This is a genomic window from Methyloversatilis discipulorum, from assembly GCF_000385375.1.
GTDB lineage: Bacteria > Pseudomonadota > Gammaproteobacteria > Burkholderiales > Rhodocyclaceae > Methyloversatilis > Methyloversatilis discipulorum_A.
In genome coordinates this window covers 3,752,028-3,778,578 of sequence record NZ_ARVV01000001.1, presented here as the reverse complement: position 1 = coordinate 3,778,578, position 26,551 = coordinate 3,752,028, and the positions used below count along the sequence as shown (strand labels likewise).

The window sequence follows — 26,551 nt, the reverse complement described above, 5'->3', positions numbered from 1 at the left end:
GTTACGAGGACGAGTCATGACATCCCCCCTGACCCAATTGCCCGCCGAGATCGAAGCAGGGCTGCGCGCCGGCCGCGTCGTACCCTATCTGGGCCCCGGCATGCTGTCGCTGGTGCCGCAGTACGCGGTGCCCGGCACGCCGGAGGCGCTGGTCGCGCTGCTCACCGCCAAGGTGACCGTGCCGCACAAGATACGCAGCCGGCTGACCCAGGCCGCGCAGTTCATCGAGAACTTCAAGCACCGCAAGACGGTGGTCGATCTGATGAACAACGCCTTCGCCGCAGCCCCCTCGGCCTCGCCGCTGCATGCCTGGCTGGCGAGTCTGAATCTGCCGCTCATCGTCGACACCTGGTACGACGAGGCGATGTCGACCGCGCTGCACGAAGCCGGCGTCAAGTGGGGCGAAGTGCAGGGGCTGTCGCAGTCCGAACATTTCGGCAACTGGACCGGCTGGTATGACCGCGACGGCAATCCGCTGCCCGATCGCGCGCCCGACTGGGCGACGCTGCTGTACAAGCCGATCGGCTCGACCAGCCCGGCGGGCAACTACCTCGTGTCGGATTCGGACTATGTCGAAGTACTGACCGAGATCGACATCCAGACGCCGATCCCGCAGGAGGTGCAGGCGCTGCGCAGCGGCCGCAGCTTCCTCTTCCTCGGTTGCCGCTTCAACGATCAGCTCACCCGCTCGTTCGCGCGCCAGATCATGAAGCGCTCCAGCGATCGCCACTGGGCGCTGCTGCCCGACGAGCCGACGCGCATGGAAGCGAAGTTCCTGGCCGAACAGAACATCACGCGCATCGCGCTGCCGCTGGACAGCCTCGCCGCCTTGCCGGCGCAGGCGGCCTGACCCGATTCACCCACCGACAAGGAGATAACGCCATGCCACAGCTCACCATCATGCCGTCCGGAAAGGCGCTCGACGTCGCTCCCGGAACCACCCTGCTTGCCGCCATCCTGTCCGCCGGCGAGAAGCTGATCAGCAAGTGCGGCGGCCAGGCGCAGTGCGGCGCCTGTCACATCGCGGTCAACGAGGGCCGCAAGAGCCTGTCGAAGACGACCCGTGCAGAGAACGAGAAGCTCGACGCGCTGGTCGGCGTCAGCTCGAAATCGCGCCTGGCCTGTCAGGCGCAGATGGGCGAAGAGAACGTGACGGTCGAGCTGCTCAGCTTCGTCTGATCGCGTCCACGCCACCCCGACAAGAACCGGACAACGGGAAGAACATCATCATGAGTTACGACGCAATCAAGGCCGATCGCGGCCTCTGTAACGGCAACCGCCTCGGCGCTGCCGGCAAGTGCAACGGCCAGACCTTCCAGTGCGAGTGCGGCCATGTCGGCTGCCGCCAGACCTACGACGACAGCTGTACCAATCAGGCCTTCTCGGCCGGCTGGCGCTGCGTCAAGTGCGGCGCCGTGGGCAAGATGACACGGCTGAACTACGAGTACCGCATCGGCGCCTGAGCCCGGAGCGCACGGAACCATGACCGAAGCGCTGTTCAGCGCCGCGTCGCTGGCCATGCTGGACGAGGCCTGCAGCGGCGTGCTCATCCTCGGCGAAGGGCTGGAGCGCGACGAGTTCCTGTCGTCGCGGTTGACCCGCGCCGAGGTGGGCCGCCTGCTGCTGATCATCGCCCGTCTGATGGATGGCCTGCCGATGGAAGCCAGCCGCCGTCTGCCGGAGATCGACTGGGCCGGCTGGTCGCTGCTGGCGCGCGCCTTGCCCGACCAGGGGCCGGCCAGCGACGACACGCTGTGGTTCGCCCTCACTTCGCTGGTGCCGGCCACGCTGATGTGGCTGCGGCTCTACCGCCAGCGCGAACCGGCGCTGTTTGCGTTCGCCGGCTGAGGTGCGTGCCGTTCAGGCGGGGAAGTCGATCACCTGCGGCTCTTCGTCACCGATGACGATGCAGGCGCGCAGCAGACGGCCGTCGGCGCTCCAGCTGTATTCGTGACGCATTTCGGTTTCACCGTAGACCTTCTTCTCGGCGCGCACGATGCGACCGGCTGCGTCGTAGTCGACCTGGAACCAGGTGTTGCGGTTGCGCAGCGCATCCGGCTGCAGTTCTTCGGCGAACTGCAGCGGGAGTTTCACGCCGCGGTAGGTGAGGAAGTAGCGGCTGATCGTCGAGGGCGAAGGGGGGAGCGATGGCGAGGACATGGGTGAGCGGATGTCGATGACAGTGAAACAGTTGATCGTGGCCTTGCAGGGGCTGCCGGCCGACGCCACCGTGCTGCTCGAAGGTGACGACGGCTACTCCCCGCTCGGTGCGCTGGAACTGCTGGGCAACGGTGGCGTGCTGCCCGACGAGGTGGTGCTGCAGCCAGACATGACGCCGGACTGAGCGGCGTCGCCGCCCGAGCGAACTGTCTTCATTCCGGCGGGCGGCACGATCGCAGTCCGCCGGCAGCACAGCCCTCCGACGTTTCACGCAGCCGTGCCGCGGCGTCCGGCGTCAGCCCTATCCAGCGGTCCACTGCCGGCGGATCGAAACCGACCCGCCGCTCCGCGCCAACCTGCAGCAGCGGCCGCCGTATCAGCAGCGGCTCGGCCAGCAACAGCGCCAGCGCCTCTGCCCGGCCGAGCGATTCGGGCCGCACCTCGCCACTCTTCACGCGTCGCGCAGCGCGGTTGAACCAGTCGGCCACCGGCAAGGGGTCGAGGAAGTCGAGCAAGGACTCCGCCGTCCATGGCTCGGTCAGCAGGCTGCGCACCGTCAGCAGATGGCCCGCATCGAGCAGCCACTGCTTCTGCCGCGCGTTGCCGGTACAGCCCGGCTTCTCAAAGAAGACGACGTGAGCCATGTCAGCGATCCGTCAATGTCTGGCGGTGAGCGGCGATGCGCCGGACGAGCGGGTGGCCCTGCAGAGCCGTCCCGCCACTGGCGGCGGAGCGAACGCGGGCGCTTTCACCTCAGACCGGACGGTTCTCGTACAGATTGCGCACCGGGCCCATCAGCTTCAGGCCTTCTTCGTAGCTGATTTCCGGGAACTTGCCGGTGAACTTCATCGCGGCGTCGACGACCGCGTCCAGCTTGCCGGCGGTGTCGAGCTTCTTCAGGTCGTTCTTCTCCAGATAGAGCAGTTCGAGCGTCTCGTTGTAGACGGTGGCTTCGTCGATCGGCAGCACGTAGAAGGTCGCGCCGCCGTACTGCACCTGGTACTTCTTCGACAGGTCGATGTTGTCGCAGAACAGGAAGTACTTGCCTTGCGGCGACAGCGCATCGCCCAGCACCTCGGCCAGCATCTTCAGGTACTCGAAGGACAGCAGGAAGCAGGTCAGGAAGGCGATGTGCGTCTCGCCCTCATGCGCGGCGGCCATCACCTGGTCGCTGCTGATCTCGGGCGGACGGGCCTCGTCTGCGAACTGCTGCGCGAACTTCAGTGCGATGTCGCCGCGGAAGCCGACACGGCCCGGCTTGTGCGTCGGACCCTTGAATACGGCATTGAGCAGCCGCTTTTCGTTTTCCAGTGCGGCAAAGGCGGAGCTAGCGATGGTGATGCTCATGGTGATTCCCCTGATCGTTGCGGATGAAATCCGCGGTCTTGAAAAAGGCCTGCTCCAGTTGCATGCGCAGTTCGCCGTCGCTGACGACTTCCTGCAGGGCGGCGCGCATGCAGTTCATCCACGCGTCGCGTTCGGCCGGGCCGATCGCGAATGCGAGGTGCTTGCGTCGCAGACGCGGATGGCCACGTTCGACCGAGTAGCGCTGCGGACCGCCCATCCATTCGACGAGGTAGTTCACCAGCACGCGCTTGACGTCGGTCAGGTCGACACCGTGCATGGCGCGTATGCCCTGTGCGTCAGGGCGTTCGCTCATGTGTGCATAGAAGCGCTCGACCAACTGAATGATCGCCGCTTCGCCGCCGATGCGGGCGAAGTGCGGGTTCTGCGTACCTGCGGTCGAACTGACCGAAGGCGCGGCGGCTGGAACGACGGGTTCTTGCGTGGACATGGACGTGTCTTTGCTGGGCGGATGCGTGACCACAGCAAGTGCCGTACCCGTTGCGTCTTCTCTGTCCGGCATCACGCCGGACTGCGCGCCGGAACGCCCGCCGGCGCGCCCGATGGCGCATGGACCACAGAGCAGAGGGAAGTCTGTGTCGGCTCTGTCGCAGCCCGGTCAATCCTCACAGCGCTGGGCTGATTGTCGCGTTTGTCGTACCGCCGGCCGACCCATCGAAACGCTGATCTGAATCTCTTAAACGACGTCTGTACGCCGTTTACCGAGAATGCATCGGGAATGGCACGGCTGTTGCTGAACAGGCCATGCACCGACCATGACTTGCCGCCAATGGCTGACCACGAAGACCAACAATGGGCACAAGGGGCTGCATCCGGTGGCGCGGTACGTGGCCAATGATCACTTGGTCAGCGGCAATCAACTGTTCATCGACTCAGGAGAATCAAACATGGCATCTCTCAGACAAATCGCCTTCTACGGCAAGGGCGGCATCGGCAAGTCGACCACCTCCCAGAACACCCTGGCCGCTCTGGCCGAAATGGGTCAGAAGATCCTCATCGTCGGCTGCGACCCGAAGGCCGACTCGACCCGCCTGATCCTGCACGCAAAGGCACAGGACACCATCCTGTCGCTGGCCGCCGAAGCCGGTTCGGTCGAGGACCTGGAGCTCGAGGACGTCATGAAGATCGGCTACCGCGACATCCGCTGTGTCGAATCCGGTGGCCCGGAACCCGGCGTCGGCTGCGCCGGTCGCGGTGTCATCACCTCGATCAACTTCCTCGAAGAGAACGGCGCCTATGACGGCGTCGACTACGTGTCCTACGACGTGCTGGGCGACGTCGTGTGCGGTGGCTTCGCGATGCCGATTCGCGAAAACAAGGCGCAGGAAATCTACATCGTCATGTCCGGCGAAATGATGGCCATGTACGCTGCCAACAACATCTCCAAGGGCATTCTGAAGTACGCCAATTCGGGTGGCGTGCGTCTGGGCGGCCTGGTGTGCAACGAGCGCCAGACCGACAAGGAACTGGAACTGGCCGAATCGCTGGCCAAGATGCTGGGTTCCAAGCTGATCCACTTCGTGCCGCGCGACAACATCGTCCAGCACGCCGAACTGCGTCGCATGACGGTGCTCGAGTACGCGCCGGACTCGAAGCAGGCCAACGAGTACCGCGACCTGGCGCAGAAGGTTCACGCCAACGCCGGCAACGGCACCATCCCGACGCCGATCACGATGGACCAGCTCGAAGACCTGCTGATGGAGCACGGGATCATGAAGCAGGTCGACGAATCGGAAGTCGGCAAGGCCGCCGCTGCCGCCTGAGCACCCGAGAGTCGAGGGTCGGGAGCCGCGGGCGTCGCCCGCAGGCTCCCGGCCGCCGCCGGCGACAACCGTGGTTCTCTACCCTCAGCTCTCGACAAGGAGTGATCAAATGAGCATGACCATAGACGAAAAGAAGGCCCAGAACGCAGCGCTGATCGAAGAAGTGCTGAAGGCCTATCCCGAGAAGACCGCGAAGAAGCGCGCCAAGCACCTCAACGTGCACGAAGAAGGCAAGCCCGACTGCGGCGTGAAGTCGAACATCAAGTCGCTGCCCGGCGTGATGACCATCCGCGGCTGTGCTTACGCAGGTTCCAAGGGCGTGGTGTGGGGTCCGATCAAGGACATGATCCACATCTCGCACGGCCCGGTCGGCTGCGGCCAGTACTCGTGGGCGGCTCGCCGCAACTACTACATCGGAGTCACCGGTGTGGATACCTTCGTCACGATGCAGTTCACCTCCGATTTCCAGGAGAAGGACATCGTGTTCGGCGGTGACAAGAAGCTGGAAGTCATCATGGACGAGATCCAGCAGCTGTTCCCGCTCAACAAGGGCATTTCGGTGCAGTCCGAGTGCCCGATCGGCCTGATCGGCGACGACATCGAAGCGGTGTCGAAGAAGAAGTCGAAGGAATACGCCGGCCACACCATCGTGCCGGTGCGCTGCGAGGGCTTCCGCGGCGTGAGCCAGTCGCTGGGTCACCACATCGCCAACGACGCGATCCGCGACTGGGTGTTCGACAAGACCGAGGACAAGCGCCCGGACTTCGTGTCGACCCCGTACGACGTGGCCATCATCGGTGACTACAACATCGGTGGCGACGCCTGGTCGAGCCGCATCCTGCTGGAAGAGATGGGTCTGCGCGTGATCGCCCAGTGGTCGGGCGACGGCACCATCGCCGAGCTGGAGAACACGCCGAAGGCCAAGCTCAACGTGCTGCACTGCTACCGCTCGATGAACTACATCTCGCGGCACATGGAAGAGAAGTACGGCATTCCCTGGGTGGAATACAACTTCTTCGGCCCGTCCAAGATCGAGGAGTCGCTGCGCGAGATCGCCTCGCACTTCGACGACAAGATCAAGGAGAACACCGAGAAGGTGATCGCCAAGTACAAGCCGCTGATGCAGGCGGTGATCGACAAGTACCGTCCGCGCCTGGAAGGCAAGAAGGTGATGCTGTTCGTTGGCGGTCTGCGCCCGCGTCACGTCATCGGTGCCTATGAGGATCTGGGCATGGAAGTGGTCGGCACCGGCTACGAATTCGGCCACAACGACGACTATCAGCGCACCACGCATTACGTCAAGGACGGCACGCTGATCTATGACGACGTCACCGGCTACGAGTTCGAGAAGTTCGTCGAGAAGGTGAAGCCCGACCTGGTCGGTTCCGGCATCAAGGAAAAGTACGTGTTCCAGAAGATGGGCGTGCCCTTCCGTCAGATGCACAGCTGGGACTACTCCGGTCCGTACCACGGCTACGACGGCTTCGCCATCTTTGCCCGCGACATGGACATGGCGATCAGCTCGCCGATCTGGGGCCTGACCAAGGCTCCGTGGAAGAAGTAAGCGCAGTGCAACGTAGGGTGGGTTGAGGGCACCGAAACCCACCGTTCCCGACATCCGTGTCGCAGGGCGGGGCGCAGCCCCTGCCCACCCTACACTCAGGAGTGTTCAACATGCCTCAATCAGCCGACAAGATCCTCGACCACGAACTGCTGTTCCGCGAACCGGAATACCAGCAGATGCTGGCGGACAAGAAGTCCCAGTTCGAGTTCAACCACGCCGACGCCAAGATCCAGGAGATCGTCGAGTGGACCAAGACCGAGGACTACAAGCAGAAGAACTTCGCCCGTGAAGCGCTCACGGTCAATCCGGCCAAGGCCTGCCAGCCGCTGGGTGCCGTCTATGTCGCCAACGGCTTCCACAAGACGCTGTCCTTCGTGCATGGCTCGCAAGGCTGTGTCGCCTACTACCGTTCGCACTTCTCGCGTCACTTCAAGGAGCCGACCTCCTGCGTGTCGTCGTCGATGACCGAGGACGCGGCGGTGTTCGGCGGCCTGAACAACATGATCGACGGCCTGGCCAACTCGTACAACCTGTACAAGCCGGACATGATCGCGGTGTCGACCACCTGCATGGCGGAAGTGATCGGTGACGACCTGAACGCCTTCATCAAGACCTCGAAGGAAAAGGGCAGCGTGCCGGCCGAGTTCGACGTGCCGTTCGCTCACACGCCGGCCTTCGTCGGCAGCCACATCACCGGCTACGACAACGCGCTGCTCGGCATCCTGCGTCACTTCTGGGACGGCAAGGCCGACACCGCCGCCAAGCTCGAGCGCAAGGCGGATGAGTCGATCAACTTCATCTTCGGCTTCGACGGCTTCGTCGTCGGCAACATGAAGGAAATGAAGCGCATCCTCGACCTGTTCGAGATCGACTACAACATCCTGTGCGATCCGTCCGAAGTCTGGAATACGCCGACCGACGGCGAATTCCGCATGTACGAGGGCGGCACCACCAAGGAAACGGTCGAGCGCGCGATCAACGCCAAGGCCACGGTCATCTTCCAGGAGTTCTGCTGCGAAAAGACCGCGAAGTTCATCGCCGAGCACGGTCAGGAAGTGGTGCTGTTGAACAGCCCGATCGGCGTCGCCGGCACCGACAAGTTCCTGATGGAACTGTCGCGCCTCACCGGCAAGCCCATCCCCGAAGTGCTGGAGAAGGAGCGCGGTTACCTGGTTGACGCGATGGCCGATTCGCAGGCTCACCTGCACGGCAAGCGCTACGCGATGTACGGCGATCCGGACATGATGCTGGGCCTGACCGAGTTCCTGCTGGAACTGGGTGCCGAGCCGGCACACATCCTGGCCACCAACGGCGAGAAGGAATGGGAAGCCAAGGTGCAGAAGCTGCTCGACAGCTCCCCCTACGGCGCCGGCTGCAAGGTGTACCCGAAGCGCGACCTGTGGCACATGCGTTCGCTGCTCTACACCGAGCCGGTCGACTTCCTGATCGGCAACACCTACGGCAAGTACCTGGAGCGTGACACCGGCACTCCGCTGATCCGCATGGTGTTCCCGATCTTCGATCGTCACCACTACCATCGCTACCCGATCTGGGGCTACGAAGGCGGCATGCGCGTGCTGGTGATGCTGCTCGACGAGTTCTTCGAGTCGATCGACGTGAACACCATCGTTCCGGGCAAGACCGACTACTCGTACGACATCATCCGCTGATACAGCGTCCTCTCACGCCGCGCCGGCACCCATCGTGCCGGCGCGGCGTCTTTTTTGGGGCAGGGTGTGCAGGCATCGGCCCGGGCTCCGGCAGCAGGTGTGGCGAATTACCCCTGTGGGAGCGGCCCTCGCGAAATGGGCCGTCGCGGTCCGCAGGCCTCGATACAGGCTGTTGTCGGGGTCAAGACCCCTCCCACAGAACCCCTGCCCAGGCTCGGGCAGCAGGTCGGGTGCGTTCCCTGTGGGAGCGGCCTTGGCCGCGACAGGGCCGTCGCGGTCCGCAGGCTTGAATGCAGAGTGCCGTCGGGATCAGAAGACCCTTCCCACAGAACCCCGCCGAGGCTCGGGCAGCAGGTCGGGCGCGTTTGTTGTGGGAGCGGCCTTGGCCGCGACTGGGGGCGCCGGTCGGCGCAGTCGCCGACCGACGCCGTGTTGCGCTCAGATGCTCAGACCGAACTCGGGAGCGATGAGCTTAAGCCAGCCGTCGACACGTTCGGCCGTCAGTTCGGGCTGGATGTCCTGGTCGATGGCCAGGCCGACGAACTTGTCGTCGATGACCGACTGCGACTCGGTGAAGTCGTAGCCGTCGGTGGGCCAGGCGCCGACGATCTTTGCACCCGCGTCCTTGAAGAAGTCGTACAGCAGGATCAGACCGTCGACGAACTCGTGACCGTAGGTGTCCTGGTCGCCGAGGCCGAACAGCGCCACCGTCTTGCCGGCGAAGCTGGTGCCCTTGAACTTGACCAGCGCCTCGGCCCAGCTCTCGTCGTCGCATTCCGCCTCGATGCCGGGCAGCAGGCCGTCGCCCAGCGTCGGCGTGCCGAGGATCAGGTAGTCGTAGGCGAGCAGGTCGTCCACCGTTGCCTTGTTGATGTTGACCGGCTCGGCCATCGTGTCGTCGTCGAAGCGCTTCTTGATCTGCTTCGCGATCTTGCGCGTGCTGCCGCTGTTGGTGCCGAAGAAAAGTCCGATGCGTGCCATGACAGATCCATTCAGTTGAGTGTTGCGGGGGAGGTGTATGCGGCGTCCATGCCGCGGAAGATGGCGCAGCGCTGGAATACCTCCAGCGTTGGCGCGCAGGCCTTGTGCTGACAGTACTTCGCCGCCAGCTTGGCCAGACCCTTGATGTCGCGGCCGGAGGCGTCCGGAAACAGCACGGCCAGTGCCTCGACCATGCCGTCGTCCAGCGCGAGCCCGAACTGCGTTGCCATCACCTGCCAGATGCGACGGCGTGCCGCTTCGTCCGGCGCGTGGTAGCGGATGAGCGCGATGCAGCGCGACACGATGGCTTCGTCGATGTCGTCCACCCGGTTGGTGGTCAGGAAGAGCAGGCCGTTGAAGTACTCGAGCACGCGCAGGAACACGCCGACGACCGCATTCATCGTCATGTCGTCCTCGCGCCGCTTGATATAGACGTCGGCCTCGTCGATCAGCATCACCGCGCCCCAGCGCTGGGCGCGCGTCAGCGCTTGCTTGAGCGCGCCTTCCATCTGCGCGACGTTCAGCCCGAGCTGGCCGGAGTGCACGCGGTAGAGCGGCCGGCGGATGATTTCCGAGTACACCTCGGCGGTCAGCGTCTTGCCCACGCCCGGAGGCCCTGCGCACAGCACGGTGGTGCCGCCCGACTTGCCGGCCACGATGTCGTCCATCAGCACGTCCATCTCGGCGGTCAGGATGTCGATCAGGTCGGTCTGTTCCGGCGGCAGCACCAGCTTCTGCTTCAGTGCGGGCTGGTAGGCATAGGGCGCCATGTCGTCCACATGCACCCACAGATGCTGGTGCAGGTCGAGGTGGAACATGAGCACATAGGGATGCACCGGCAGCTGCGAGAACAGACCTTCGGGGATTGCATCGCGCGACGCTTCGACCTCGTCTTCCGCCTCGTAGCGGTTGCTCTTCGCCGCCTTGCGCAGATAGGGGCCGAGGATGTCGCCCGGTGCTTCGAGCAGCAGCGTGCGTGCCGGCAGGATGGCTTCGTCATTGACCAGGCGGGCCGTGCCGCCGCTGGCCGACAGCACGACCTGATCCTTGCGTGACCAGTCGGTGTCGCGATGGGTGGCACTCGGGTCTTCGGCGTGGAAGCCGGTGCCGGTGGCCGAGAACTGTTCGCCGTAGCGCGCGCGCCACTCGATGTAGCGTGCGGTCACCGTGTCGCAGGCGGCGATCAGCGCCGGCGTTTCCTTCAGGAAGCCCTTGGCCGCAAGCACCTCGCCCACCGTCTTGCCGGTGATGTCCGCGCCGTAGATGCGGATGACCGAGGTAGCCAGCGTCGCCTTCACATTGGCCTTCAGTTCGATGAATACCTTGCCCGTCTCTTCGTTGTTGGCCGGCGTGTAGTCGAGCCGGCTCACCACCCAGGGCAGTGGCCGGGTGACCTGGTTGGCGGTGAACAGCCAGCCGCGGATGGCACCGTCGGCCAGATGGCGGGCGAGTGCCGGCACCAGCTGTTCCAGGTCGTTGCTGTCGAAGCGGCGGCCGTCGCCTTCCAGCGCGTCGGCCAGCGTGGTCAGCGCGGTCGCGCGCTCCAGCATGGCCGGGCCGGCGTCGGCGTAGAGCCGGCCGAGGAAGCGCAGCGCGTCGATGGACAGCCGCGACACCGGCACCTCGACCCTGTCGCAGTACTGCAGTTGGTCGCGCAGGCTGGCCAGATCGGGAAAGGCGTCGGCCATCGACTCGATCTGCGGCGCCTCTATCGTCACCTTCATCGCCGCGTCCTCAGCGGGTGACGACCGGGATTTCCAGCGCCGCGCGCCGGCCGAGCTGGGCGTCTACCTTGCGCCGCACGTTCTCGACCTTGAGCGGACGCAGCAGCGTGCTCTGTGCGCCGGCCGCCAGCGCCTGACGGACAGCGTCGTCGTCGGCATCGCTGCAGACGATCAGGATGCGCACCTGCGGCAGCACCGCGCGCAGGCGCGTCACCGCGTCGCCGGCCAGCAGTCCGGCGCCGAGCAGCACCAGATCGGGCGGTGTCGCCGCGGCCACCGTGAGTGCCGACGCGAGGTCGGCGAACACATGGGTTTCCATCTCGTCGGCCAGCATGAACTGCAAGGCGGTGCCGACCACGTCGTCGTCATCGACCACGAACACGCGCTTGTTCTCGACTGCGCGCTGACTGTCTACGCCGATCTGCATGAGGACTCTCCCTGTCTGTCGTCTTCCCGGTCCGAGCAAGCTTCGTTCCAAACGCGGCATGGCTTTCGCTTCTCTGCCTTTGTCATTCATTCGAAGGAGGTCGCAATGGGCGTACTGATCAAGACGACGATGGACGGACGGCGGGTCGAGGTGATCGAGGGCGTGGTCTGTCTGGAGGGCAAGCCGGAGGCGGGCGGGCTGGTTCCGCTGTCCGAACATCCGAACCGCCAGGCCATCGCGAAAGCGGTGCCGGGCGCCACCCATGTGGCCGGGCGCATTCCGCTGACGCTGGAGGAAGCACAGGTCGCGCAGGACGCGCTGACCGAGGCGCATCGCAGTTTCGACGCCAGCCCGATGGGCATCGCCAAGCGGTTGCAGTCGGCCATCCACAACAAGGCGCGCATGGAGGGCATCGAGTAGTGCTGGCGTCGTGGCGGTCCGCCAAACCCGACATTGCATGTCGCAAAACGACCAGCCTTTGTCGGGCCGGGTTGCCCTCCGGCGACCCGGCGGACCGCAGATGACTGATTTCCGGGGACCTCTGCGCCGTGCGCCTGCTCTGGCATCAATCCTGCTGAGTGAGCTCCGACAGCGCCTTGCGCGCCGACCCTGACAGGAAGGAAGGTGGGCCATGGATGCACGCGTATCGGCAAAGATCCAGGACGTGTTCGAAGAACCTGCCTGCGAGCACAACCAGAACAAGTCGGCCAAGGAAAAGAAGAAGGGCTGTACCAAGCAGCTGTCGCCCGGTGCGGCCGCCGGCGGCTGTGCCTTCGACGGCGCCAAGGTCGCGCTGCAGCCCATCGTCGATGTGGCCCACCTGGTGCACGGGCCGATCGCCTGCGAGGGCAATTCCTGGGACAACCGCAATTCCTCGTCCAGCACCTCGCAGCTCTACCGCACCGGCTTCACCACCGACATCAACGAACTGGATGTCATCTACGGCGGCGAGAAGCGGCTGTTCAAGTCGGTCAAGGAAATCATCGAGAAGTACGACCCGCCGGCGGTGTTCGTCTACCAGACCTGTGTCACCGCGCTGATCGGCGACGACATCGAAGCGGTGTGCAAGAAGGCGTCGGAGAAGTTCGGCAAGCCGGTCATCCCGGTCAATTCGCCGGGCTTCGTCGGGCCGAAGAACCTCGGAAACAAGCTGGGCGCCGAAGCGCTGCTCGACTACGTGATCGGTACCGAAGAGCCGGACTTCGTCACGCCCTACGACATCAACATTATCGGCGAGTACAACCTGGCCGGCGAACTGTGGCAGGTGAAGCCGCTGCTCGATGCGCTCGGCGTGCGCATCCTGTCCTGTATCTCCGGCGACGGCCGCTACAAGGAAGTCGCCTACAGCCACCGCGCCAAGGCGGCGATGATGGTGTGCTCGAAGTCGATGATCAACATCGCGCGCAAGATGGACGAGCGCTACGACATCCCCTTCTTCGAAGGCTCGTTCTACGGCATCGGCGACATGTCGGAAACGCTGCGCGAAATCGCCCGCCTGCTGGTCGAGAAGGGCGCGCCGGAAGAGCTGAAGGCACGCACCGAAGCGCTGATCGCGGTCGAGGAGAAGCGTGCCTTCGAGCGTATCGCTGCCTATCGCCCGCGGCTCGAAGGCAAGAAGGTGCTGCTGATCACCGGCGGCGTGAAAAGCTGGTCGGTGGTGGCCGCGCTGCAGGAAGCCGGTCTGGAAATCGTCGGCACCAGCGTCAAGAAATCGACCAAGGAAGACAAGGAAAAGATCAAGGAGCTGATGGGCCAGGACGCGCACATGATCGATGACATGACGCCGCGTGAAATGTACGCGATGCTGAAGGACGCCAAGGCCGACATCATGCTGTCCGGCGGGCGCAGCCAGTTCATCGCGCTGAAGGCCAAGATGCCCTGGCTGGACATCAACCAGGAACGCCACCACGCCTACGCGGGCTACGAAGGCATGGTCGATCTGGTGCGCGAAATCGACAAGGCGCTGTACAACCCGATCTGGGAACAGGTGCGCCGGCCGGCGCCCTGGGACGTGGCGGTCGCCTGAGGATCACGCCATGGCCACCGTCATCGAATCGAAGAAGGCCTGCACGGTCAATCCGCTCAAGATGAGCCAGCCTCTGGGCGCGTGCTACGCCTTCATGGGCCTGGACAACTGCATGCCCATGATGCATGGCTCGCAGGGCTGCACCTCGTTCGGCCTGGTACTGCTGGTTCGCCACTTCAAGGAGGCGATCCCGATGCAGACCACGGCGATGAACGAGGTGAGCACCATCCTCGGCGGGCTGGAGAACATCGAACAGGCGGTGCTGAACATCAAGAAGCGCGCCAATCCGGCACTGATCGCCATCGCCTCGACCGGTCTGACCGAAACCAAGGGCGACGACGTCGATGGCTACCTGAACCTGATCCGCCGCAAGCACGGCGAGGCGCTGACCGGTACCGAGATCGTCTACGTATCGACGCCGGACTACGTCGGCGCCTTCGAGGACGGCTGGGGCAAGGCGGTGCTGGCCGTGATCGACGCCTTCGCGCAGCCCTGCGATCGCGACGCCGGCCTGGTGAACCTGCTGCCGGGCGCACACCTGACGCCGGCCGACATCGAGGAACTGCGCGAAACCATCGAAGCCTTCGACTTGCGCGTGCAGGTGCTGCCCGATATTTCCGGTTCGCTCGACGGTCACATTCCGGACAACTTCACGCCGACCACGCTGGGCGGCACCCGCGTCGACACGCTGCGCCGGGTCGGCGCAGCGGCCGCCACCCTCGCCGTCGGCGCGCGCATGGACGCCGCCGCGGCGGCGATCGAGGAACGCTGCGGCGTGCCCTTCCGCGTATTCGACCGGCTGACCGGACTGGCCGCGGTAGACGACTTCCTGCAGTACCTGTCGGAACTGTCCGGCCGTCCGGTGCCGCCGAAATACCGCCGTGCGCGTACCCAGCTGCTGGACGTGATGCTGGACGCCCACTTCTGGGTCGGCGGCAGGAAGATGGCCATCGGCGCCGAACCGGACCTGCTCTACGCACTGGCGACCACCGCCGCCGAAATGGGCGCCGAAGTGGTGGCGGCCGTCAGCACCACGCCGTCGCGCGTGCTCGAAGCCGTGCCCTGTGCCGAAGTGCTGCTCGGCGATCTCGAGGATCTGGAAATGCGCGCCAAGGCGGCCGGCGCCGAACTGCTGATCACGCATGCGCATGGCCGGCAGCCGGCGGCGCGACTGGGCATTCCGCTGCTGCGCGAGGGCCTGCCGATGTTCGACCGGCTGGGCGCGGCGCACGTACTGCGTGTCGGCTACCGCGGCACGCGCGAACTGATACTCGGCTGGGCCAACACCTTCCTCGCCGACGAGCACGTGAACACGCCTGAGGACTGGCCGCTGCCGCAGGAGAGCATCGTCGCGGCGAGCGAGGTCAGCCAGGCCTCCGCCTGCAGCAGCGGCGGCTGCGGCTGCGCATCGTCCGCCGAAATTCCTGAAACCGTTGCGTCCGGCACCTGAGCCGGTCGCCCATCCACCGAGGAGCAGCGCATGAAGATCGCCTTCGCCACCCAGGACAAGCAGCGCGTCGACGCGCACTTCGGCTGGGCCAAACACCTCGCCGTGTACGAGATCGACAAGGCCGGCTACCACCACGTCGAGGACTTCGACTTCGGCGGCAAGCTGGACGAGGACGGCGACGAGGACAAGCTCGCGCCCAAGCTGGAGGCGATCAAGGACGTCGCCATCGTCTATGTCGCCGCCATCGGCGGCTCGGCCGCCGCGCGCGTGGTCGCCAGCAAGATCCACCCGATCAAGGTGAATCAGCCGGAGCCCATCATGGACATCCTGGACAAGCTGCAGGAAGTGCTGCGCGGCACGCCGCCGCCGTGGCTGCGCAAGGCGCTGCAGAAGGACGAAGCACGCAGTTTCGATTTTGAAGACGAGGTGGAAGAACATGGCTGAAACACTGGAACTGAGCGCCGAGGACAGCGCAGCGCTGGCATCACCCTTCCTGAGCGAACTGATCAAGCAGTACCGCGCGCAGGACATGCACGGCGCCTGGGAAGGCAAGAGCGACGCGCAGCTGCTCGAACCCTACATCCTGAGCGCCGAGGCGCGCCGCGCGCTGCCCATCATGGGCGACCCGGACCCGGAAACGCTGTGGCGCATCGAGCTGTTCTACAACGCGGTCGGGTTGTCGATCGAGCGTGCCACCAAGGTGATGGTGACGCCGATGATGAAGATGTCGCACGAGGGCTTCGGCCGCATGGTGCTGATCGCCGGTCGCCTGATCGCGGTGAACAAGCAGCTGCGCGACGCCCACCGCTTCGGTTTCCCGACCTACGCGAAGCTGGCCGAGGCGGGGCAGAAGTTCGTCGACGAGGGCGTCGGCATGGTGAACAAGTACAACGAAGTCGCCAACTGGGGCTGAGGACGAAGCGATGGAAGACGTCGACGCACTGAAGACACGGGTGAAGAAGCTCAACGCGCAGGCAACGCAGGCCAAGATGGACCTGCACGATCTGTCGGAAGAACTGCCGACCAACTGGGAGAAGATCCTCGAAGTCGCGCAGGTCGCCTACGACGCGCACCAGTCGCTGATGGCTGCGCGCAAGGAACTGGCGGCCGCGACCGCCTGAGGAAGGACGCATCATGGCTGCATTTTCCGTCACGCTGCCCAGCGGCGAAATCTGGACGCCGAAGTTCGTGTCCAGTCTGAACCAGGACACCTGTATCGGCTGCGCGCGCTGCGTGAAGGTCTGTGCCAACGACGTGCTGCAGCTCGCCGGTGTCACCGAGGACGGCGACATCGTCGTAGTCGATCCGGACAACGAGGATGACGACGAGGAGTACGAGCGCAAGGTGATGACCATCTCGCGCCAGGTGAACTGCGTGGGCTGTCAGGCCTGTTCCAAGGTCTGCCCGAAGAAGTGCTACACGCACGCGCCGGTCGAGGTGTGAGCGCGGGACGACGGCGATGCCTACGCTCTTTCCGACCGCACCGCTGCGACCCGTCTGGCCACTGCCGGCCGCGCCCGGCGGCTTCCGCGGCCTGCTGCTGAAGCTGGCGCGCCGGCCCGACGATCTGGTGCCGCGCGTGCTCGCCGGCGTGATCGGCCGCAGCTGGACGCAGCGCGGGCTGCAGTGCCTGCCGCTGTACGGTATCGACGTGTCGGAAACGCGCCGCCTGCTGGCGCGCCATTTCCCCGGTGCCGAGTGGCTGCCGGCGCTGCACGCGACGACGCCCGCCGAGTTTGCCGAAGCGATCGAGATGGACGACGTGGTGACGCTGCTGCGCGAGCATCTGTCCATCGTCGATCAGGATCACCTGTGGCTTGCGCATGCGGTGGCCACCGGCTGCCTTGGCGCCGACCACCTGTGGCAGGACATGGACCTGACCTCGCGCGCCATGCTGTCCGAACTGATGCACGGCCGCTTCACTTCGCTGGCCGAACGCAATGCGCAGGACATGAAGTGGAAGAAGTTCCTCTACAAGCAGCTGTGCGAGCGCGAACAGATCCGCGTCTGCAAGGCGCCCAGCTGCGGGGTGTGCACCGACTACGCGGTGTGCTTCGGTCCGGAGGACTGAGTACCTGACCACTGTGGTTGTTGGAAGCGAGGTCGTCGCGCTGCACAGGCTGCATCGCGAGCACGCTCGCTCCCACGACAGCGCGCCCGAGCGGCTTCCAGGGAGGGTTCTGTGGGAGCGAGCGTGCTCGCGATAGCGGCCGGCTGAGGCCGCCCAGGACTGCCGGCACCGCCTCTACTTCACCTTCGCCCGCTCCGCCGCCGAGTAGTTGCTGAAGTGTCCTTCGCGCGCCGCCGCCGCGCGGCCGGCCGCGATGATGGCTTTGCTGCGGCCCGGCGGTTGGGGTGCAGACAGCAGCTTGTCCACCTGATCGCTGCCGCAGGCCGGGCAGACGATCTGCGTATCGCTTCGCACCAGGCGTTCGAAGGTCTTGTCGCATTTGCGACAGTGAAAGTCGTGCAGAGGCATGGCGGGACTCCGTTTCGGTATCGATATCCGCTAAAAGCAAGAACAGGTCCGGGGCGGGCGGCTTGGCACCGGTCTTGCACGGAGTCGTCGTCAGACGGAGAAGCGACAGTGCAGACAGAACTCGATTGGTCGGCCTACGACAGCTACGGCGCCGGCGACGCCTATGCGCAACTGCCGGCGCAGGGCGGCAGCTTTGGCAAGGCGGCGTCGGTGTGCATCGGCAACCGCCAGTGCCAGCGCGACGGCAACGGCGTCATGTGCCCGAGCTTCCGCGTCACCGGCGATCCGGTGCATTCGACCTTCCACCGCGCACAGACGCTGAAGGCGGCGCTGAACGGCGAGCTGGGCACGCATCCTTTCGTCGGTGCCGAACTGGCGGCGGCGATGGATCTGTGCGTCGGCTGCAAGGGCTGCAAGCGGGAGTGCCCGAACGGCACCGACATGGCGCTGCTGCGCACCGAAGCGCGCGCTCAGCGCTGGCGGGCGCAGGGGCGGGTGCCGCTGCGCGAGCGCCTGTTTGCCACGCTGCCGCGCTGGCTCGGGCTGATGCGCTGGCTGCAGCGGCCGTGGCAGCTCGCCACTGCAGTGCCCGGGATGGGGGCGCTGATCGAACGCGTGAGCGGCATCGCCCGCCGGCGTTCGCTGCCGCGCATCGCGGCGCGGCCCTTTCTCGCGCCGCACACGCTGCCGGCTTACGGTGCGGAGGGCGGGCGCGAGGTGGCGCTGCTGGTCGACACCTTCTCCAATCGCATCGATCCGGCGATCGCCGAAGCGGCGGTCGATGTGCTGGTGGCCGCCGGCTGTCGCGTGCATGTGGTGCGTCCTGCCGCCGGCGAAGCGCCGCTGTGCTGCGGCCGCACCTGGCTGTCGCAGGGCCTGGTCGCCGACGCACGACGCGAAGCCGGCCGACTGCTCGACGCGCTGGCGCCGCTGGTCGAACGCGGCATGCCGGTGATCGGGCTGGAGCCGTCCTGTCTGCTGATGCTGCGCGACGAGTATCACGCGCTGGGCCTGGGCGAGCGCGTGGCACCGGTGGCGAAGGCGGCGCTGCTGTTCGAGGAATTCATCGCCCGCGAACACGACGCGAAGCGGCTCGCGCTCGATCTGCAACTGCCCCCCGGTACGCGCGCCGCAGTGCACGGCCACTGTCACCAGAAGGCCTTCGGCGCGATGAAGGCGATGCGCAAGGTGCTTGGACTGGTGCGCGGGCTGGACAGCCATTCCATCGAATCCGGCTGTTGCGGCATGGCCGGCAGTTTCGGCTTCGAGGCGGAACATCACGACATGTCGATGCGCATGGCCGAGCTGGCGCTGCTGCCGGCGGTGCGCGCGCTCGATGCCGACGCGCTGCTGATCGCCAATGGCAGCAGCTGCCGCCACCAGATACGCGACGGCGCGCAGCGCGAGGGCGAGCACATCGCCTGCGTGCTGCAGCGCGCGCTGCGCGCGCCTTGAGCCGGTGATGAGCCGACGATGAGTGCCTGGCCGGAAGAACTGCGCACCGTGCGTTGCCGGCTGCGCAAGCCGCAGCCCGGCGACGCGCCGGCGCTGTTCGCCGGCATCAGCGGCGATGCCGAGGTGACGCGCTATCTTGGCTGGACCACGCATACCGAACTGACGCAGACGCGCCGGCAGATTTCGCACGAACTCGCGCGCTGGCAGCGCGACGTCGCCCGCAGCTGGGTGCTGCTGGCCGACGACGGCGAGGCCGGCGGGCTGTTCCAGCTGATCGGCCAGGGCCATGCGCTGCGCCTGGGCTTCGCGCTGGCGCGCCATCTGTGGGGGCAGGGGCTGGCTTGCGAGGCGCTGCAGGCGCTGGTGGAGGAAGCCTTCAGTCATGCGACGGTGTGCCGCGTGGATGCCGTCTGCGATGCCGACAACGAGCGTTCGTCGCGCACGCTGGCGCGCGCCGGCCTGCCGCTGGAGGCGCGGCTCGGCCGCTACATCCTGCACCCCAATCTGTCGCCCGAGCCGCGCGACGTGCTGCTTCATGCGAAAGTGCGCAGATGACTCGTTCACTGACCGAAAAGCCGTTCGCGCCGTCGTGCGAGCGCAACCGCGACGTCATTCTCGAACGCCTGCGCGTGCATTTCGCCGGGCGTCGTCAGGTACTGGAGATCGGCAGCGGCACTGGCCAGCACGCGGTGCATTTCGCCGCCGCGCTGCCGCACCTGCAGTGGCAGTGCAGCGAGCGCGCCGAGGCGCTGCCCGGTCTGCGCATGTGGCTGGACGAGGCGGCGCTGCCGAACACGCCGCTGCCGCTCGAACTCGACGTCTGCGGCCGCTGGCCGGTCGCGCATTTCGACGCGGTGTTCACCGCCAACACGCTGCACATCATGGCCTGGCACGAAGTCGAGAAGATGTTCGCCGCGCTGCGGGCGGTGCTCGCGCCGTCGGCCACGCTTGTCATCTACGGCCCGTTCAACTACGGCGGCCGTTTCACCAGCGACAGCAACGCGGCCTTCGACCGTTCGCTGCGCGAGGGCGCGCCGCATCGCGGCATACGCGACTTCGAAACGGTGGAGGCACTGGCCCGGCTGGCCGGGTTGTCACTGCTCGCCGATGACGAGATGCCGGCCAACAACCGCTGTCTGGTGTTCGCGCGCTGATCAGCGTGTGCCGGTGCTGCCGTCGAGCAGCGAGGCGATCACTTCGCCGCCGAGACCGTGCGTCGGATCCAGACGGCCGATGTGCTCGACCAGCGCGCGCGCATCGTCGCTGCGACCGCTGCGCAGGCAGATGAAAGCCAGCGCCTTCAGGCTGAACAGCCAGAAGCGCGCCGGGCCGGTGGCGGCGAAATCGGCGTCGCCGGGCTGCACGCGACGCCAGTCGGCGTCCAGCCCGGCCTGCCGGCCGGCCACCGTGATGCCGCGGGTGGCGGCCTTCTCGGCCAGATCGAACTGCCGGCGACCGGCGTGGAACTTGTACAGCAGGTAGTACACCGGCAGACATTCCGGTGCGCTCGCCTGCGCCGTCCACAGCAGCGCCTCGATGCGCTGCGGCGGCGCGCCGGCCGCCTCGTCGAACAGGCGGCGCACCGACTGCGGCACCGTGCCGCCGAAGTACTCGTCCGACGTTTCGCCGGTAAACAGATTCACCAGACCATCTCCGGTGCCAAGAGGCGCTCGACCGGCGCGCCGCCGAGCAGGTGGCTGTCGAAGATTTCGCCGACGTCGTCCTTGCTCACGTTCGAGTACATCACCGCGTCCGGATAGACCACGACATTGATGCCCTGGTCGCAGGGGCCGAGGCAACCGGAGTAGGTGATGGCGACGCGGTCGAAGCAGTTGCGCTTCTGCAGTTCCGCCCAGAAGGTCTGCAGCACCTCGGTGCCGCCCTTGTGCGCACAGGAGCCGCGCGGGTGGCCCGGCGGGCGTTGCTGCGAACAGACGAAAACGTGTTTCTGCGGCTTCGGCATGGTGCGGTTCTCCGGATGGGGGTCAGGCGGTGAGGCGGGCGATCCAGCGTTCGATCTCGCCGAGATGGGCCGCGTCGTCGTGTTCGAAGGCGCGCGCCATCTTGCGCAGGCCGGGGTCGGGCGCGAGGATGGCCATCATTGCGTAGTAGCTGTGGCTGCGCCGCTTCAGGTCCAGCGCACGTTCAAGCGCCATGTGCAGGTCGAGCATCTCGTCGCTGATCACCTTCACGGCGGTGCGCGGCTTCTCGATCTCGATCGGCCGGATGCGCGGCAGGTTGGCGGCCACCGGCAGCGGCTTGCCTGACAGCGCCTCGTGCGCCTCCATGCGCGCCAGCTCGGCCAGATTGTGGAAGAAGGCTTCGAGCTCGGTGTCGCCCGCATCGAGCGCGTGCCGAGCAGCCTTTTCGTAATGCAGCGCCGCTTCGCTTTCGAGCGCGTTGACGCTGGCAAGGAACATGTCGCTGTCGTGCATGATGGGTCCTTCCGCTCAGGCGACCGAGGGCAGCGTGGCGCGCAGGCTGTCGAGCGACACGCGCTGCTGACCGTCCGCTTCCTGGAACACCTTGAACACCTTTTCCTGCGCCGGTGTGGATTTCACGAAATCCTCATAGGCGCGCGACAGCAGGCCGCGGTAGCGCGCATAGACCACGCCCTCGTCGCCGTCGGCCAGACCTTTCTCGCTGCGCAGGTACTGGTAGAAGCGTTTCAGGATGTGCAGGCGGTTCACGTTGACGACACCCTGGTCGAAGGGCAGCGCAAAGAATTCGAGGAAATCTTCGGCCGACGACAGCTTGGCCAGGCGCTGGGTCAGATCATCCATGACGGGTCACTCCTATGTGTGCGGCGGCCGCGTGGGTGCTGCCGTCGAAAGCGGGTTGGGAACAGGTGTCGTCGCAGTCGCTGCAGATGCCCTGGGCGGTGCTGCGCTCGCCGGCCAGGCGCACGACGTCGCGCTCGAGGTCGGCGATGCGTTCGAGCAGGCAGGCGATGGCCTTGCCCACCGGGTCCGGCATCTGGTGGTGGTCGAGGTCGATGCCGCCGGCCGTGATGCGGCGCTGGCTCTTCGGCAGCACCATGCGGCCGGGAATGCCGACCACGGTCATGCCGGGCGTCACGTCCTCGATCACCACCGAGTTGGCGGCGACGCGCGCGCGCTCGCCGACGGTGATCGGTCCAAGTATCTTGGCGCCGGCGCCGACCACGACGCCGTCGCTCAGCGTCGGGTGACGCTTGCCCGGATTCCAGGTCGTGCCGCCCAGCGTGACGCCGTGGTACAGCGTCACGTCGTCGCCGATCTCCGCCGTCTCGCCGATCACGACACAGGCGCCGTGGTCGATGAAGAAACGGCGGCCGATGCGCGCGCCCGGGTGGATGTCGACATTGGTGAGCAGGCGCGACAGGAAGGACAGCAGGCGAGGCAGGTAGCGCAGACCGCGCCGCCACATCGCGTGCGCGAAGCGGTGCGCCACCAGCGCCTGTATGCCCGGATAGATGGTGAGCAGTTCGAGCTTGTTGCGCGCCGCCGGGTCGCGGTCGAACACGCAGTTCACGTCCTCGCGCAGCATCGCGAACAGCCCGGGTACGGCTGCTGCCGCCGGCGACAGCGCGCCCGCCGTGCCCTGTTCGCCGCTCATGACGCCTCCGGCAGCGGCTGCGCCGCTTCGAGGTAGAAGGCCTTCAGTTGCGTGGCATCCGGCGACTGCTTGTTGGCCGTCGCGTAGGCGCGTATGCGCTCGATGATGTGCGCGACCTCCACGTCGGACGGATACAGCCCGAGCCGCGCACAGGCTTCCAGCACGGCGTGCGAGCCCGAATGCTTGCCCAGCACCAGACGATGGGCGCGCCCCAGTTCGGCCGGGTCGAAGCTCTGGTAGTTGCGCGGATTCTTGATCAGGCCGTCGACGTGGATGCCGGACTCATGCGTGAACACGGCGTCGCCGACGATGCTCTTGTTGGCGGCGATGGCGCGCCCGGAGGCACGTTCGACCAGGCGCGAGATCGGCAGCAGCGACTGCGACGAGACGCCACTGTCGATGCCGTGGACGTGGCGCAGCGCCATCACCACCTCTTCCAGCGGCGCGTTGCCGGCGCGCTCGCCGAGGCCATTCACTGTCGTGTTGGCGTGCGTCGCGCCAGCGCGGAAGGCGGCCAGCGTGTTGGCGGTGGCCAGGCCGAGGTCGTTGTGCGCGTGCATCTCGATTTCGAGGTCGATCGCCCGGCGCAGCTGCGACACCAGCACATAGGTGCCGAAGGGATCGAGTATGCCCAGCGTGTCGGCGATGCGGATGCGGCGTGCGCCGGCCATCTGCGCCTCTTCCGCGACGCGACAGAGGAAGTCGATGTCGCCGCGCGACGCGTCTTCCATGCCGACGCTCACCTCGACGCCGGCATCGAGTGCGCGCTCGACGTGCGGACGGATCTGCTCGATTACCCAGTCGCGGTTGCGCCGCAGCTTGCCGGCGATCTGCAGGTCCGACACCGGCAGCGACATATGCACGATGTCCACCGGGCAGCGCAGCGCGGCTTTGAGGTCGCTGTCCGTCATGCGCGCCCACACCATCAGTCGCGCGTTCAGGCCGAGTGTCGCGATGCGTTCGATCACATCGATCTCGGCAGCGCCCATGGCCGGGATGCCGATTTCCATCTCCGGTACACCGGCCTGATCGAGGGCGTCCGCAATCGCGCACTTCTCGTCGGCGGTGAAGGCCACGCCGGCCGTCTGCTCGCCGTCGCGCAGCGTGGTGTCGTTGATGATGAATGCGGCTGCCATGTCGTCGGACCTCCTGCAGAGCATTCAGCAAGCGCTGTGCCACGGTAATGGCGCGATGCAAGTGATTGATGTTGATGGAGGTTTCGCGCGTGTCACGATGTCGCGCATGCGACATGTCCGTCGCCCGTGGCGAGGCTGTCGTGAATGTCCCGTTTGCAACAGGTGTTCTGCCTTGGGTTTCGATACAGGCCGCGATGCGGCCGTTGCGGTCCGCCGGCTTCGATCCAGGCTGCTGTCGGGGTCGGAAGACCCCTCCCACAGAACCCTCGCCCGTGCCGTCGACAGGGAATTTTTTGTGGGAGCGGCCTTGGCCGCGATGCGGCCGCTGAGGTTCGTCTGCTTCGATCCAGGCTGCTATCGGGGTCGGAAGACCCTTCCCACAGAACCCTCGCCCGTGCCGTCGACAGGGAATTTTTTGTGGGAGCGGCCTTGGCCGCGATGCGGCCGCTGAGGTTCGCCGGCTTCGATCCAGGCTGCTGTCGGGGTCAGAAGACCCCTCCCACAGAACCCTTGCTGGCAGGGGGCTGCTTACTCGCGCGCGAGGTTGCGCGTGTGCAGCGGCAGTTCGATGGTGACGTCGGCGCTGCCGAGGCGGGCGCAGCAGGCGAGGCGGGAGGCGGGCTGAACGCCCCAGGCGTCGTCGAGCTGGTCTTCCTCGTCGTCGTCGGCTTCGTTGAGCGAGGCGGCGCCGGCGCGCAGATAGACGTGGCAGGTCGAACAGGCGGCGACCTTCTCGCAGGCGTGCTCGATCGCGATGTCGTGCGCCAGCAGCGCGTCGCAGATCGAGGTGCCGGCGGCAACCTCGATGCGGGCGCCGTCCGGGCATAGCTGCGGATGCGGCAGTACGGTGAGCGTGCTCACGATTGCAGCTCCGACACGCGGGTGCCCGACAGCGCGCGCCGTATGCCGGCGTTCATGCGCAGGCCGGCGAACTCGGTGGTGGCGGCGTTCAGCGCCTCGCTCAGCAGCTTGAGCTTGGTGCTGTCGTCGCCGGCTTCGAGCGCTTCGGCCAGCGCATACATCGCGGCCTGGATGGCGACGAACTGGTCGTGCGTCAGCAGTGCGTGACCGTCTTCGGCCAGCGCCGCTTCGGTGGCGTCGACCAGCCGGCGCGCCTCGACCTGCGCCTCGCGCAGCATGCGCGCCGCCATGTCGCTGTCGGCCTTGCCGTAGGCGTCGATCAGCATGTCGGCGATCTGCGCGTCGCTCAGACCGTAGGACGGCTTGACCTCGATGTGCGATTCGACGCCGCTGGTCTGTTCGCGCGCCGACACCGACAGCAGGCCGTCAGCGTCGATCTGGAAGGTGATACGGATGCGCGCCGCGCCGGCCACCATGGGCGGGATGCCGCGCAGTTCGAAGCGCGCCAGCGAACGGCAGTCGCTCACCAGTTCGCGTTCGCCCTGAACGACGTGGATGGCCATCGCGGTCTGGCCGTCCTTGTAGGTCGTGAATTCCTGCGCGCGTGCGGCCGGTATCGTCGAGTTGCGCGGAATCACCTTCTCGACCAGGCCGCCCATCGTTTCCAGTCCGAGCGACAGCGGGCATACGTCGAGCAGCAGCCAGCTCTCTTCGCCGGCCGGTTTGTTGCCGGCCAGCACGTCGGCCTGTATCGCGGCGCCGATGGCCACCACCTGGTCGGGGTCGAGATCGGTCAGCGGCTCCTGGCCGAACAGCTTGCGCACTGCGGCGCGCACCTGCGGCATCCGCGTCGAGCCGCCCACCATCACCACGCCGTCGACCTCGTCGGCGGCGACGCCGGCGTCGCGCAGTGCGCGGCGCACCGGCGCCATGCTGCGCGACACCAGGTCGCCGGTGAGCAGTTCGAACTGCTCGCGCGACAGGTCGAAGGAGACGCTGCGACCGTCGTCCAGCGTCAGTGCAATCTTCGTGACCGGGGCACTCGACAGCGCTTCCTTGGCGCTACGCGCCCGCGCCAGCATCATGCGCGTTTCGCCGGCGGAAGGCGCTGCGAGTGCCAGTTGCTGCCGCAGCCAGTCGGCGATCCGGTGGTCGAAGTCGTCGCCGCCGAGCGCGGCGTCACCTGCGGTCGCCAGCACCTCGAACATGCCCTGTGAAAGCTTCAGGACCGATATGTCGAAAGTGCCGCCGCCGAGGTCGTAGATGGCGAAGGTGCCGTGGGCGGCACGATCCAGACCGTAGGCGATGGCGGCTGCAGTAGGTTCGTTGAGCAGGCGCAGCACGTTCAGGCCGGCCAGGCGCGCGGCGTCCTTGGTGGCCTGGCGCTGCGCGTCATCGAAATAGGCGGGCACGGTGATGACCGCGCCGACCAGATCGCCGCCGAGCGAAGCTTCGGCGCGGTCGCGCAAGGTGCGCAGTATCTCGGCCGACACTTCGACCGGCGAGCGCACGCCGGCGCGCGTATCCAGGCTCACCATGCCCGGCGTGTCGACCAGTGCGTAGGGCGTGGTGGACGCGTCGACGTCGGCCAGCGAGCGACCCATGAAGCGCTTGACCGAAACGATGGTGTTGCACGGGTCCTCGGTCTGCGCCGACTGCGCCTCGTGTCCGACCACGATGCCGTCCTCGGCGTAGCGCACCACGGACGGCAGCAGCATGCGCCCGTCGTCGTCCGGCAGCACGCGGGTGAGGCCGCTGGCGACGGTCGCGACCAGCGAATTCGTAGTGCCCAGGTCTATGCCCACGGCCAGCCTGTGCTGGTGGGGCGCGGCACTCATGCCCGGTTCGGCGATCTGCAGCAGGGCCATGTTGGCGTGCTCCGGTTTACGTGGT

Annotated in this window: 35 protein-coding genes; 19 read left to right on the top strand and 16 right to left on the bottom strand. The window is 66.3% G+C overall.

Annotated elements, in window-relative coordinates:
• Window positions 1-16: 16 nt before the first annotated feature.
• The 4 genes from METRZ18153_RS0117615 to METRZ18153_RS0117600 are packed head-to-tail and all read left to right on the top strand — an operon-like array spanning window position 17 to window position 1,848.
• A complete protein-coding gene (locus METRZ18153_RS0117615) occupies window positions 17-850 on the top strand; it encodes an SIR2 family NAD-dependent protein deacylase (protein ID WP_232416080.1) in 834 nt (277 codons plus the stop codon).
• A 32-nt stretch (window positions 851-882) separates the two neighbouring features.
• Complete coding sequence (locus METRZ18153_RS0117610) at window positions 883-1,179, top strand: 2Fe-2S iron-sulfur cluster-binding protein (protein WP_020165988.1); 297 nt, start codon at window positions 883-885, stop codon at window positions 1,177-1,179.
• A gap of 50 nt (window positions 1,180-1,229) precedes the next feature.
• Window positions 1,230-1,463, top strand: coding sequence for a hypothetical protein (locus METRZ18153_RS0117605; protein WP_020165987.1), 234 nt, complete (start codon window positions 1,230-1,232; stop codon window positions 1,461-1,463).
• A 19-nt stretch (window positions 1,464-1,482) separates the two neighbouring features.
• Window positions 1,483-1,848, top strand: a complete 366-nt coding sequence (locus tag METRZ18153_RS0117600; protein WP_020165986.1) for a ribonuclease HepT family protein — start codon at window positions 1,483-1,485, stop codon at window positions 1,846-1,848.
• Window positions 1,849-1,860: 12 nt separating this feature from the next.
• Here METRZ18153_RS0117600 and METRZ18153_RS0117595 read toward each other — a convergent pair whose 3' ends face one another.
• A complete protein-coding gene (locus METRZ18153_RS0117595) occupies window positions 1,861-2,160 on the bottom strand; it encodes a DUF6156 family protein (protein ID WP_020165985.1) in 300 nt (99 codons plus the stop codon).
• A 22-nt stretch (window positions 2,161-2,182) separates the two neighbouring features.
• Here METRZ18153_RS0117595 and METRZ18153_RS21020 point away from each other — a divergent pair, with 22 nt between their 5' ends.
• Entirely contained in the window at window positions 2,183-2,344 is a 162-nt protein-coding gene (locus tag METRZ18153_RS21020) for a hypothetical protein (RefSeq protein WP_198291268.1), read from the top strand.
• A gap of 28 nt (window positions 2,345-2,372) precedes the next feature.
• On the opposite strand, the gene METRZ18153_RS0117585 is transcribed toward METRZ18153_RS21020, so the two are convergent.
• From METRZ18153_RS0117585 to METRZ18153_RS0117575, 3 genes are all read right to left on the bottom strand, one after another.
• Window positions 2,373-2,804 carry an ArsC/Spx/MgsR family protein gene (locus METRZ18153_RS0117585; RefSeq protein ID WP_020165983.1) on the bottom strand — a complete coding sequence of 144 codons (432 nt, stop codon included), beginning with the start codon at window positions 2,802-2,804 and terminating at the stop codon, window positions 2,373-2,375.
• A 109-nt stretch (window positions 2,805-2,913) separates the two neighbouring features.
• A complete protein-coding gene (locus tag METRZ18153_RS0117580) occupies window positions 2,914-3,507 on the bottom strand; it encodes a hypothetical protein (protein ID WP_020165982.1) in 594 nt (197 codons plus the stop codon).
• Window positions 3,488-3,955, bottom strand: a complete 468-nt coding sequence (locus METRZ18153_RS0117575) for a group II truncated hemoglobin (protein ID WP_043364310.1) — start codon at window positions 3,953-3,955, stop codon at window positions 3,488-3,490. The genes METRZ18153_RS0117580 and METRZ18153_RS0117575 overlap by 20 nt, the downstream gene beginning before the upstream one ends.
• Before the next feature lie 457 nt (window positions 3,956-4,412).
• Between METRZ18153_RS0117575 and nifH the strand changes: the two genes are divergently transcribed.
• The 3 genes from nifH to nifK all read left to right on the top strand — a co-directional run bounded on the left by nifH (window position 4,413) and on the right by nifK (window position 8,522).
• Window positions 4,413-5,288: a nitrogenase iron protein gene (nifH, locus tag METRZ18153_RS0117570; RefSeq protein WP_029143855.1), complete on the top strand. Its 876-nt coding sequence runs from the start codon at window positions 4,413-4,415 to the stop codon at window positions 5,286-5,288.
• Between the two features lie 109 nt (window positions 5,289-5,397).
• Window positions 5,398-6,852: a nitrogenase molybdenum-iron protein alpha chain gene (nifD, locus tag METRZ18153_RS0117565; RefSeq protein WP_020165979.1), complete on the top strand. Its 1,455-nt coding sequence runs from the start codon at window positions 5,398-5,400 to the stop codon at window positions 6,850-6,852.
• Window positions 6,853-6,962: 110 nt separating this feature from the next.
• The gene (gene nifK, locus METRZ18153_RS0117560; RefSeq protein WP_020165978.1) at window positions 6,963-8,522 is read left to right on the top strand and encodes a nitrogenase molybdenum-iron protein subunit beta; all 1,560 of its coding nucleotides are present in this window, start codon (window positions 6,963-6,965) and stop codon (window positions 8,520-8,522) included.
• A gap of 438 nt (window positions 8,523-8,960) precedes the next feature.
• Here nifK and METRZ18153_RS0117555 read toward each other — a convergent pair whose 3' ends face one another.
• Genes METRZ18153_RS0117555 through METRZ18153_RS0117545 form a run of 3 tightly spaced genes read right to left on the bottom strand, consistent with a single transcriptional unit; the run spans window position 8,961 to window position 11,654 of the window.
• A complete protein-coding gene (locus METRZ18153_RS0117555) occupies window positions 8,961-9,503 on the bottom strand; it encodes a flavodoxin (RefSeq protein ID WP_019916634.1) in 543 nt (180 codons plus the stop codon).
• Between the two features lie 11 nt (window positions 9,504-9,514).
• Window positions 9,515-11,227 carry an ATP-binding protein gene (locus METRZ18153_RS0117550; protein ID WP_020165977.1) on the bottom strand — a complete coding sequence of 571 codons (1,713 nt, stop codon included), beginning with the start codon at window positions 11,225-11,227 and terminating at the stop codon, window positions 9,515-9,517.
• Window positions 11,228-11,237: 10 nt separating this feature from the next.
• Window positions 11,238-11,654, bottom strand: coding sequence for a response regulator (locus METRZ18153_RS0117545; RefSeq protein WP_020165976.1), 417 nt, complete (start codon window positions 11,652-11,654; stop codon window positions 11,238-11,240).
• Between the two features lie 105 nt (window positions 11,655-11,759).
• Between METRZ18153_RS0117545 and METRZ18153_RS0117540 the strand changes: the two genes are divergently transcribed.
• The 8 genes from METRZ18153_RS0117540 (at window position 11,760) to METRZ18153_RS0117505 (ending at window position 17,201) form a co-directional block, all read left to right on the top strand.
• Window positions 11,760-12,074, top strand: a complete 315-nt coding sequence (locus METRZ18153_RS0117540) for a hypothetical protein (protein WP_020165975.1) — start codon at window positions 11,760-11,762, stop codon at window positions 12,072-12,074.
• A gap of 211 nt (window positions 12,075-12,285) precedes the next feature.
• Window positions 12,286-13,680, top strand: a complete 1,395-nt coding sequence (gene nifE / locus METRZ18153_RS0117535; protein ID WP_020165974.1) for a nitrogenase iron-molybdenum cofactor biosynthesis protein NifE — start codon at window positions 12,286-12,288, stop codon at window positions 13,678-13,680.
• A 10-nt stretch (window positions 13,681-13,690) separates the two neighbouring features.
• Window positions 13,691-15,130, top strand: a complete 1,440-nt coding sequence (gene nifN / locus METRZ18153_RS0117530) for a nitrogenase iron-molybdenum cofactor biosynthesis protein NifN (RefSeq protein ID WP_020165973.1) — start codon at window positions 13,691-13,693, stop codon at window positions 15,128-15,130.
• A 30-nt stretch (window positions 15,131-15,160) separates the two neighbouring features.
• A complete protein-coding gene (gene nifX / locus METRZ18153_RS0117525; protein ID WP_020165972.1) occupies window positions 15,161-15,574 on the top strand; it encodes a nitrogen fixation protein NifX in 414 nt (137 codons plus the stop codon).
• Window positions 15,567-16,043 (top strand): NifX-associated nitrogen fixation protein, encoded by a 477-nt coding sequence (locus METRZ18153_RS0117520; RefSeq protein WP_019916641.1) that lies wholly within the window; start codon window positions 15,567-15,569, stop codon window positions 16,041-16,043. Before nifX ends, METRZ18153_RS0117520 begins: the two co-directional genes overlap by 8 nt.
• 10 nt (window positions 16,044-16,053) lie before the next feature.
• Entirely contained in the window at window positions 16,054-16,251 is a 198-nt protein-coding gene (locus tag METRZ18153_RS0117515) for a CCE_0567 family metalloprotein (RefSeq protein WP_019916642.1), read from the top strand.
• Window positions 16,252-16,264: 13 nt separating this feature from the next.
• Window positions 16,265-16,573 carry a ferredoxin III, nif-specific gene (fdxB, locus tag METRZ18153_RS0117510; protein WP_019916643.1) on the top strand — a complete coding sequence of 103 codons (309 nt, stop codon included), beginning with the start codon at window positions 16,265-16,267 and terminating at the stop codon, window positions 16,571-16,573.
• Between the two features lie 16 nt (window positions 16,574-16,589).
• Window positions 16,590-17,201: a nitrogen fixation protein NifQ gene (locus METRZ18153_RS0117505; RefSeq protein ID WP_020165971.1), complete on the top strand. Its 612-nt coding sequence runs from the start codon at window positions 16,590-16,592 to the stop codon at window positions 17,199-17,201.
• Between the two features lie 174 nt (window positions 17,202-17,375).
• On the opposite strand, the gene METRZ18153_RS0117500 is transcribed toward METRZ18153_RS0117505, so the two are convergent.
• Window positions 17,376-17,609, bottom strand: coding sequence for an FmdB family zinc ribbon protein (locus tag METRZ18153_RS0117500; RefSeq protein ID WP_019916645.1), 234 nt, complete (start codon window positions 17,607-17,609; stop codon window positions 17,376-17,378).
• A 108-nt stretch (window positions 17,610-17,717) separates the two neighbouring features.
• Between METRZ18153_RS0117500 and METRZ18153_RS0117495 the strand changes: the two genes are divergently transcribed.
• From METRZ18153_RS0117495 to METRZ18153_RS0117485, 3 genes are read left to right on the top strand one after another with little or no spacing between them, the layout of a single operon-like run.
• Window positions 17,718-19,064: a (Fe-S)-binding protein gene (locus METRZ18153_RS0117495; protein WP_020165970.1), complete on the top strand. Its 1,347-nt coding sequence runs from the start codon at window positions 17,718-17,720 to the stop codon at window positions 19,062-19,064.
• 18 nt (window positions 19,065-19,082) lie between these two features.
• Complete coding sequence (locus tag METRZ18153_RS0117490; protein WP_020165969.1) at window positions 19,083-19,619, top strand: GNAT family N-acetyltransferase; 537 nt, start codon at window positions 19,083-19,085, stop codon at window positions 19,617-19,619.
• On the top strand, window positions 19,616-20,218 hold the full coding sequence (locus METRZ18153_RS0117485) for a DUF938 domain-containing protein (protein ID WP_020165968.1): 603 nt from the start codon (window positions 19,616-19,618) through the stop codon (window positions 20,216-20,218). Before METRZ18153_RS0117490 ends, METRZ18153_RS0117485 begins: the two co-directional genes overlap by 4 nt.
• Here METRZ18153_RS0117485 and METRZ18153_RS0117480 read toward each other — a convergent pair whose 3' ends face one another.
• The 8 genes from METRZ18153_RS0117480 to hscA all read right to left on the bottom strand — a co-directional run bounded on the left by METRZ18153_RS0117480 (window position 20,219) and on the right by hscA (window position 26,526).
• Complete coding sequence (locus tag METRZ18153_RS0117480; protein ID WP_020165967.1) at window positions 20,219-20,707, bottom strand: hypothetical protein; 489 nt, start codon at window positions 20,705-20,707, stop codon at window positions 20,219-20,221.
• Window positions 20,704-21,027, bottom strand: coding sequence for a (2Fe-2S) ferredoxin domain-containing protein (locus METRZ18153_RS0117475; RefSeq protein ID WP_020165966.1), 324 nt, complete (start codon window positions 21,025-21,027; stop codon window positions 20,704-20,706). The genes METRZ18153_RS0117480 and METRZ18153_RS0117475 overlap by 4 nt, the downstream gene beginning before the upstream one ends.
• Window positions 21,028-21,049: 22 nt before the next feature.
• Entirely contained in the window at window positions 21,050-21,499 is a 450-nt protein-coding gene (locus tag METRZ18153_RS0117470; RefSeq protein ID WP_020165965.1) for a ferritin family protein, read from the bottom strand.
• Between the two features lie 15 nt (window positions 21,500-21,514).
• Window positions 21,515-21,847, bottom strand: a complete 333-nt coding sequence (nifW, locus tag METRZ18153_RS0117465) for a nitrogenase stabilizing/protective protein NifW (RefSeq protein ID WP_020165964.1) — start codon at window positions 21,845-21,847, stop codon at window positions 21,515-21,517.
• Window positions 21,840-22,661: a serine O-acetyltransferase gene (gene cysE, locus METRZ18153_RS0117460; RefSeq protein WP_020165963.1), complete on the bottom strand. Its 822-nt coding sequence runs from the start codon at window positions 22,659-22,661 to the stop codon at window positions 21,840-21,842. Before cysE ends, nifW begins: the two co-directional genes overlap by 8 nt.
• Entirely contained in the window at window positions 22,658-23,797 is a 1,140-nt protein-coding gene (nifV, locus tag METRZ18153_RS0117455; RefSeq protein ID WP_020165962.1) for a homocitrate synthase, read from the bottom strand. Before nifV ends, cysE begins: the two co-directional genes overlap by 4 nt.
• A gap of 528 nt (window positions 23,798-24,325) precedes the next feature.
• A complete protein-coding gene (gene fdx, locus METRZ18153_RS0117450; RefSeq protein ID WP_020165961.1) occupies window positions 24,326-24,658 on the bottom strand; it encodes an ISC system 2Fe-2S type ferredoxin in 333 nt (110 codons plus the stop codon).
• Entirely contained in the window at window positions 24,655-26,526 is a 1,872-nt protein-coding gene (gene hscA, locus METRZ18153_RS0117445) for a Fe-S protein assembly chaperone HscA (protein ID WP_020165960.1), read from the bottom strand. The genes fdx and hscA overlap by 4 nt, the downstream gene beginning before the upstream one ends.
• Window positions 26,527-26,551 lie beyond the last annotated feature (25 nt).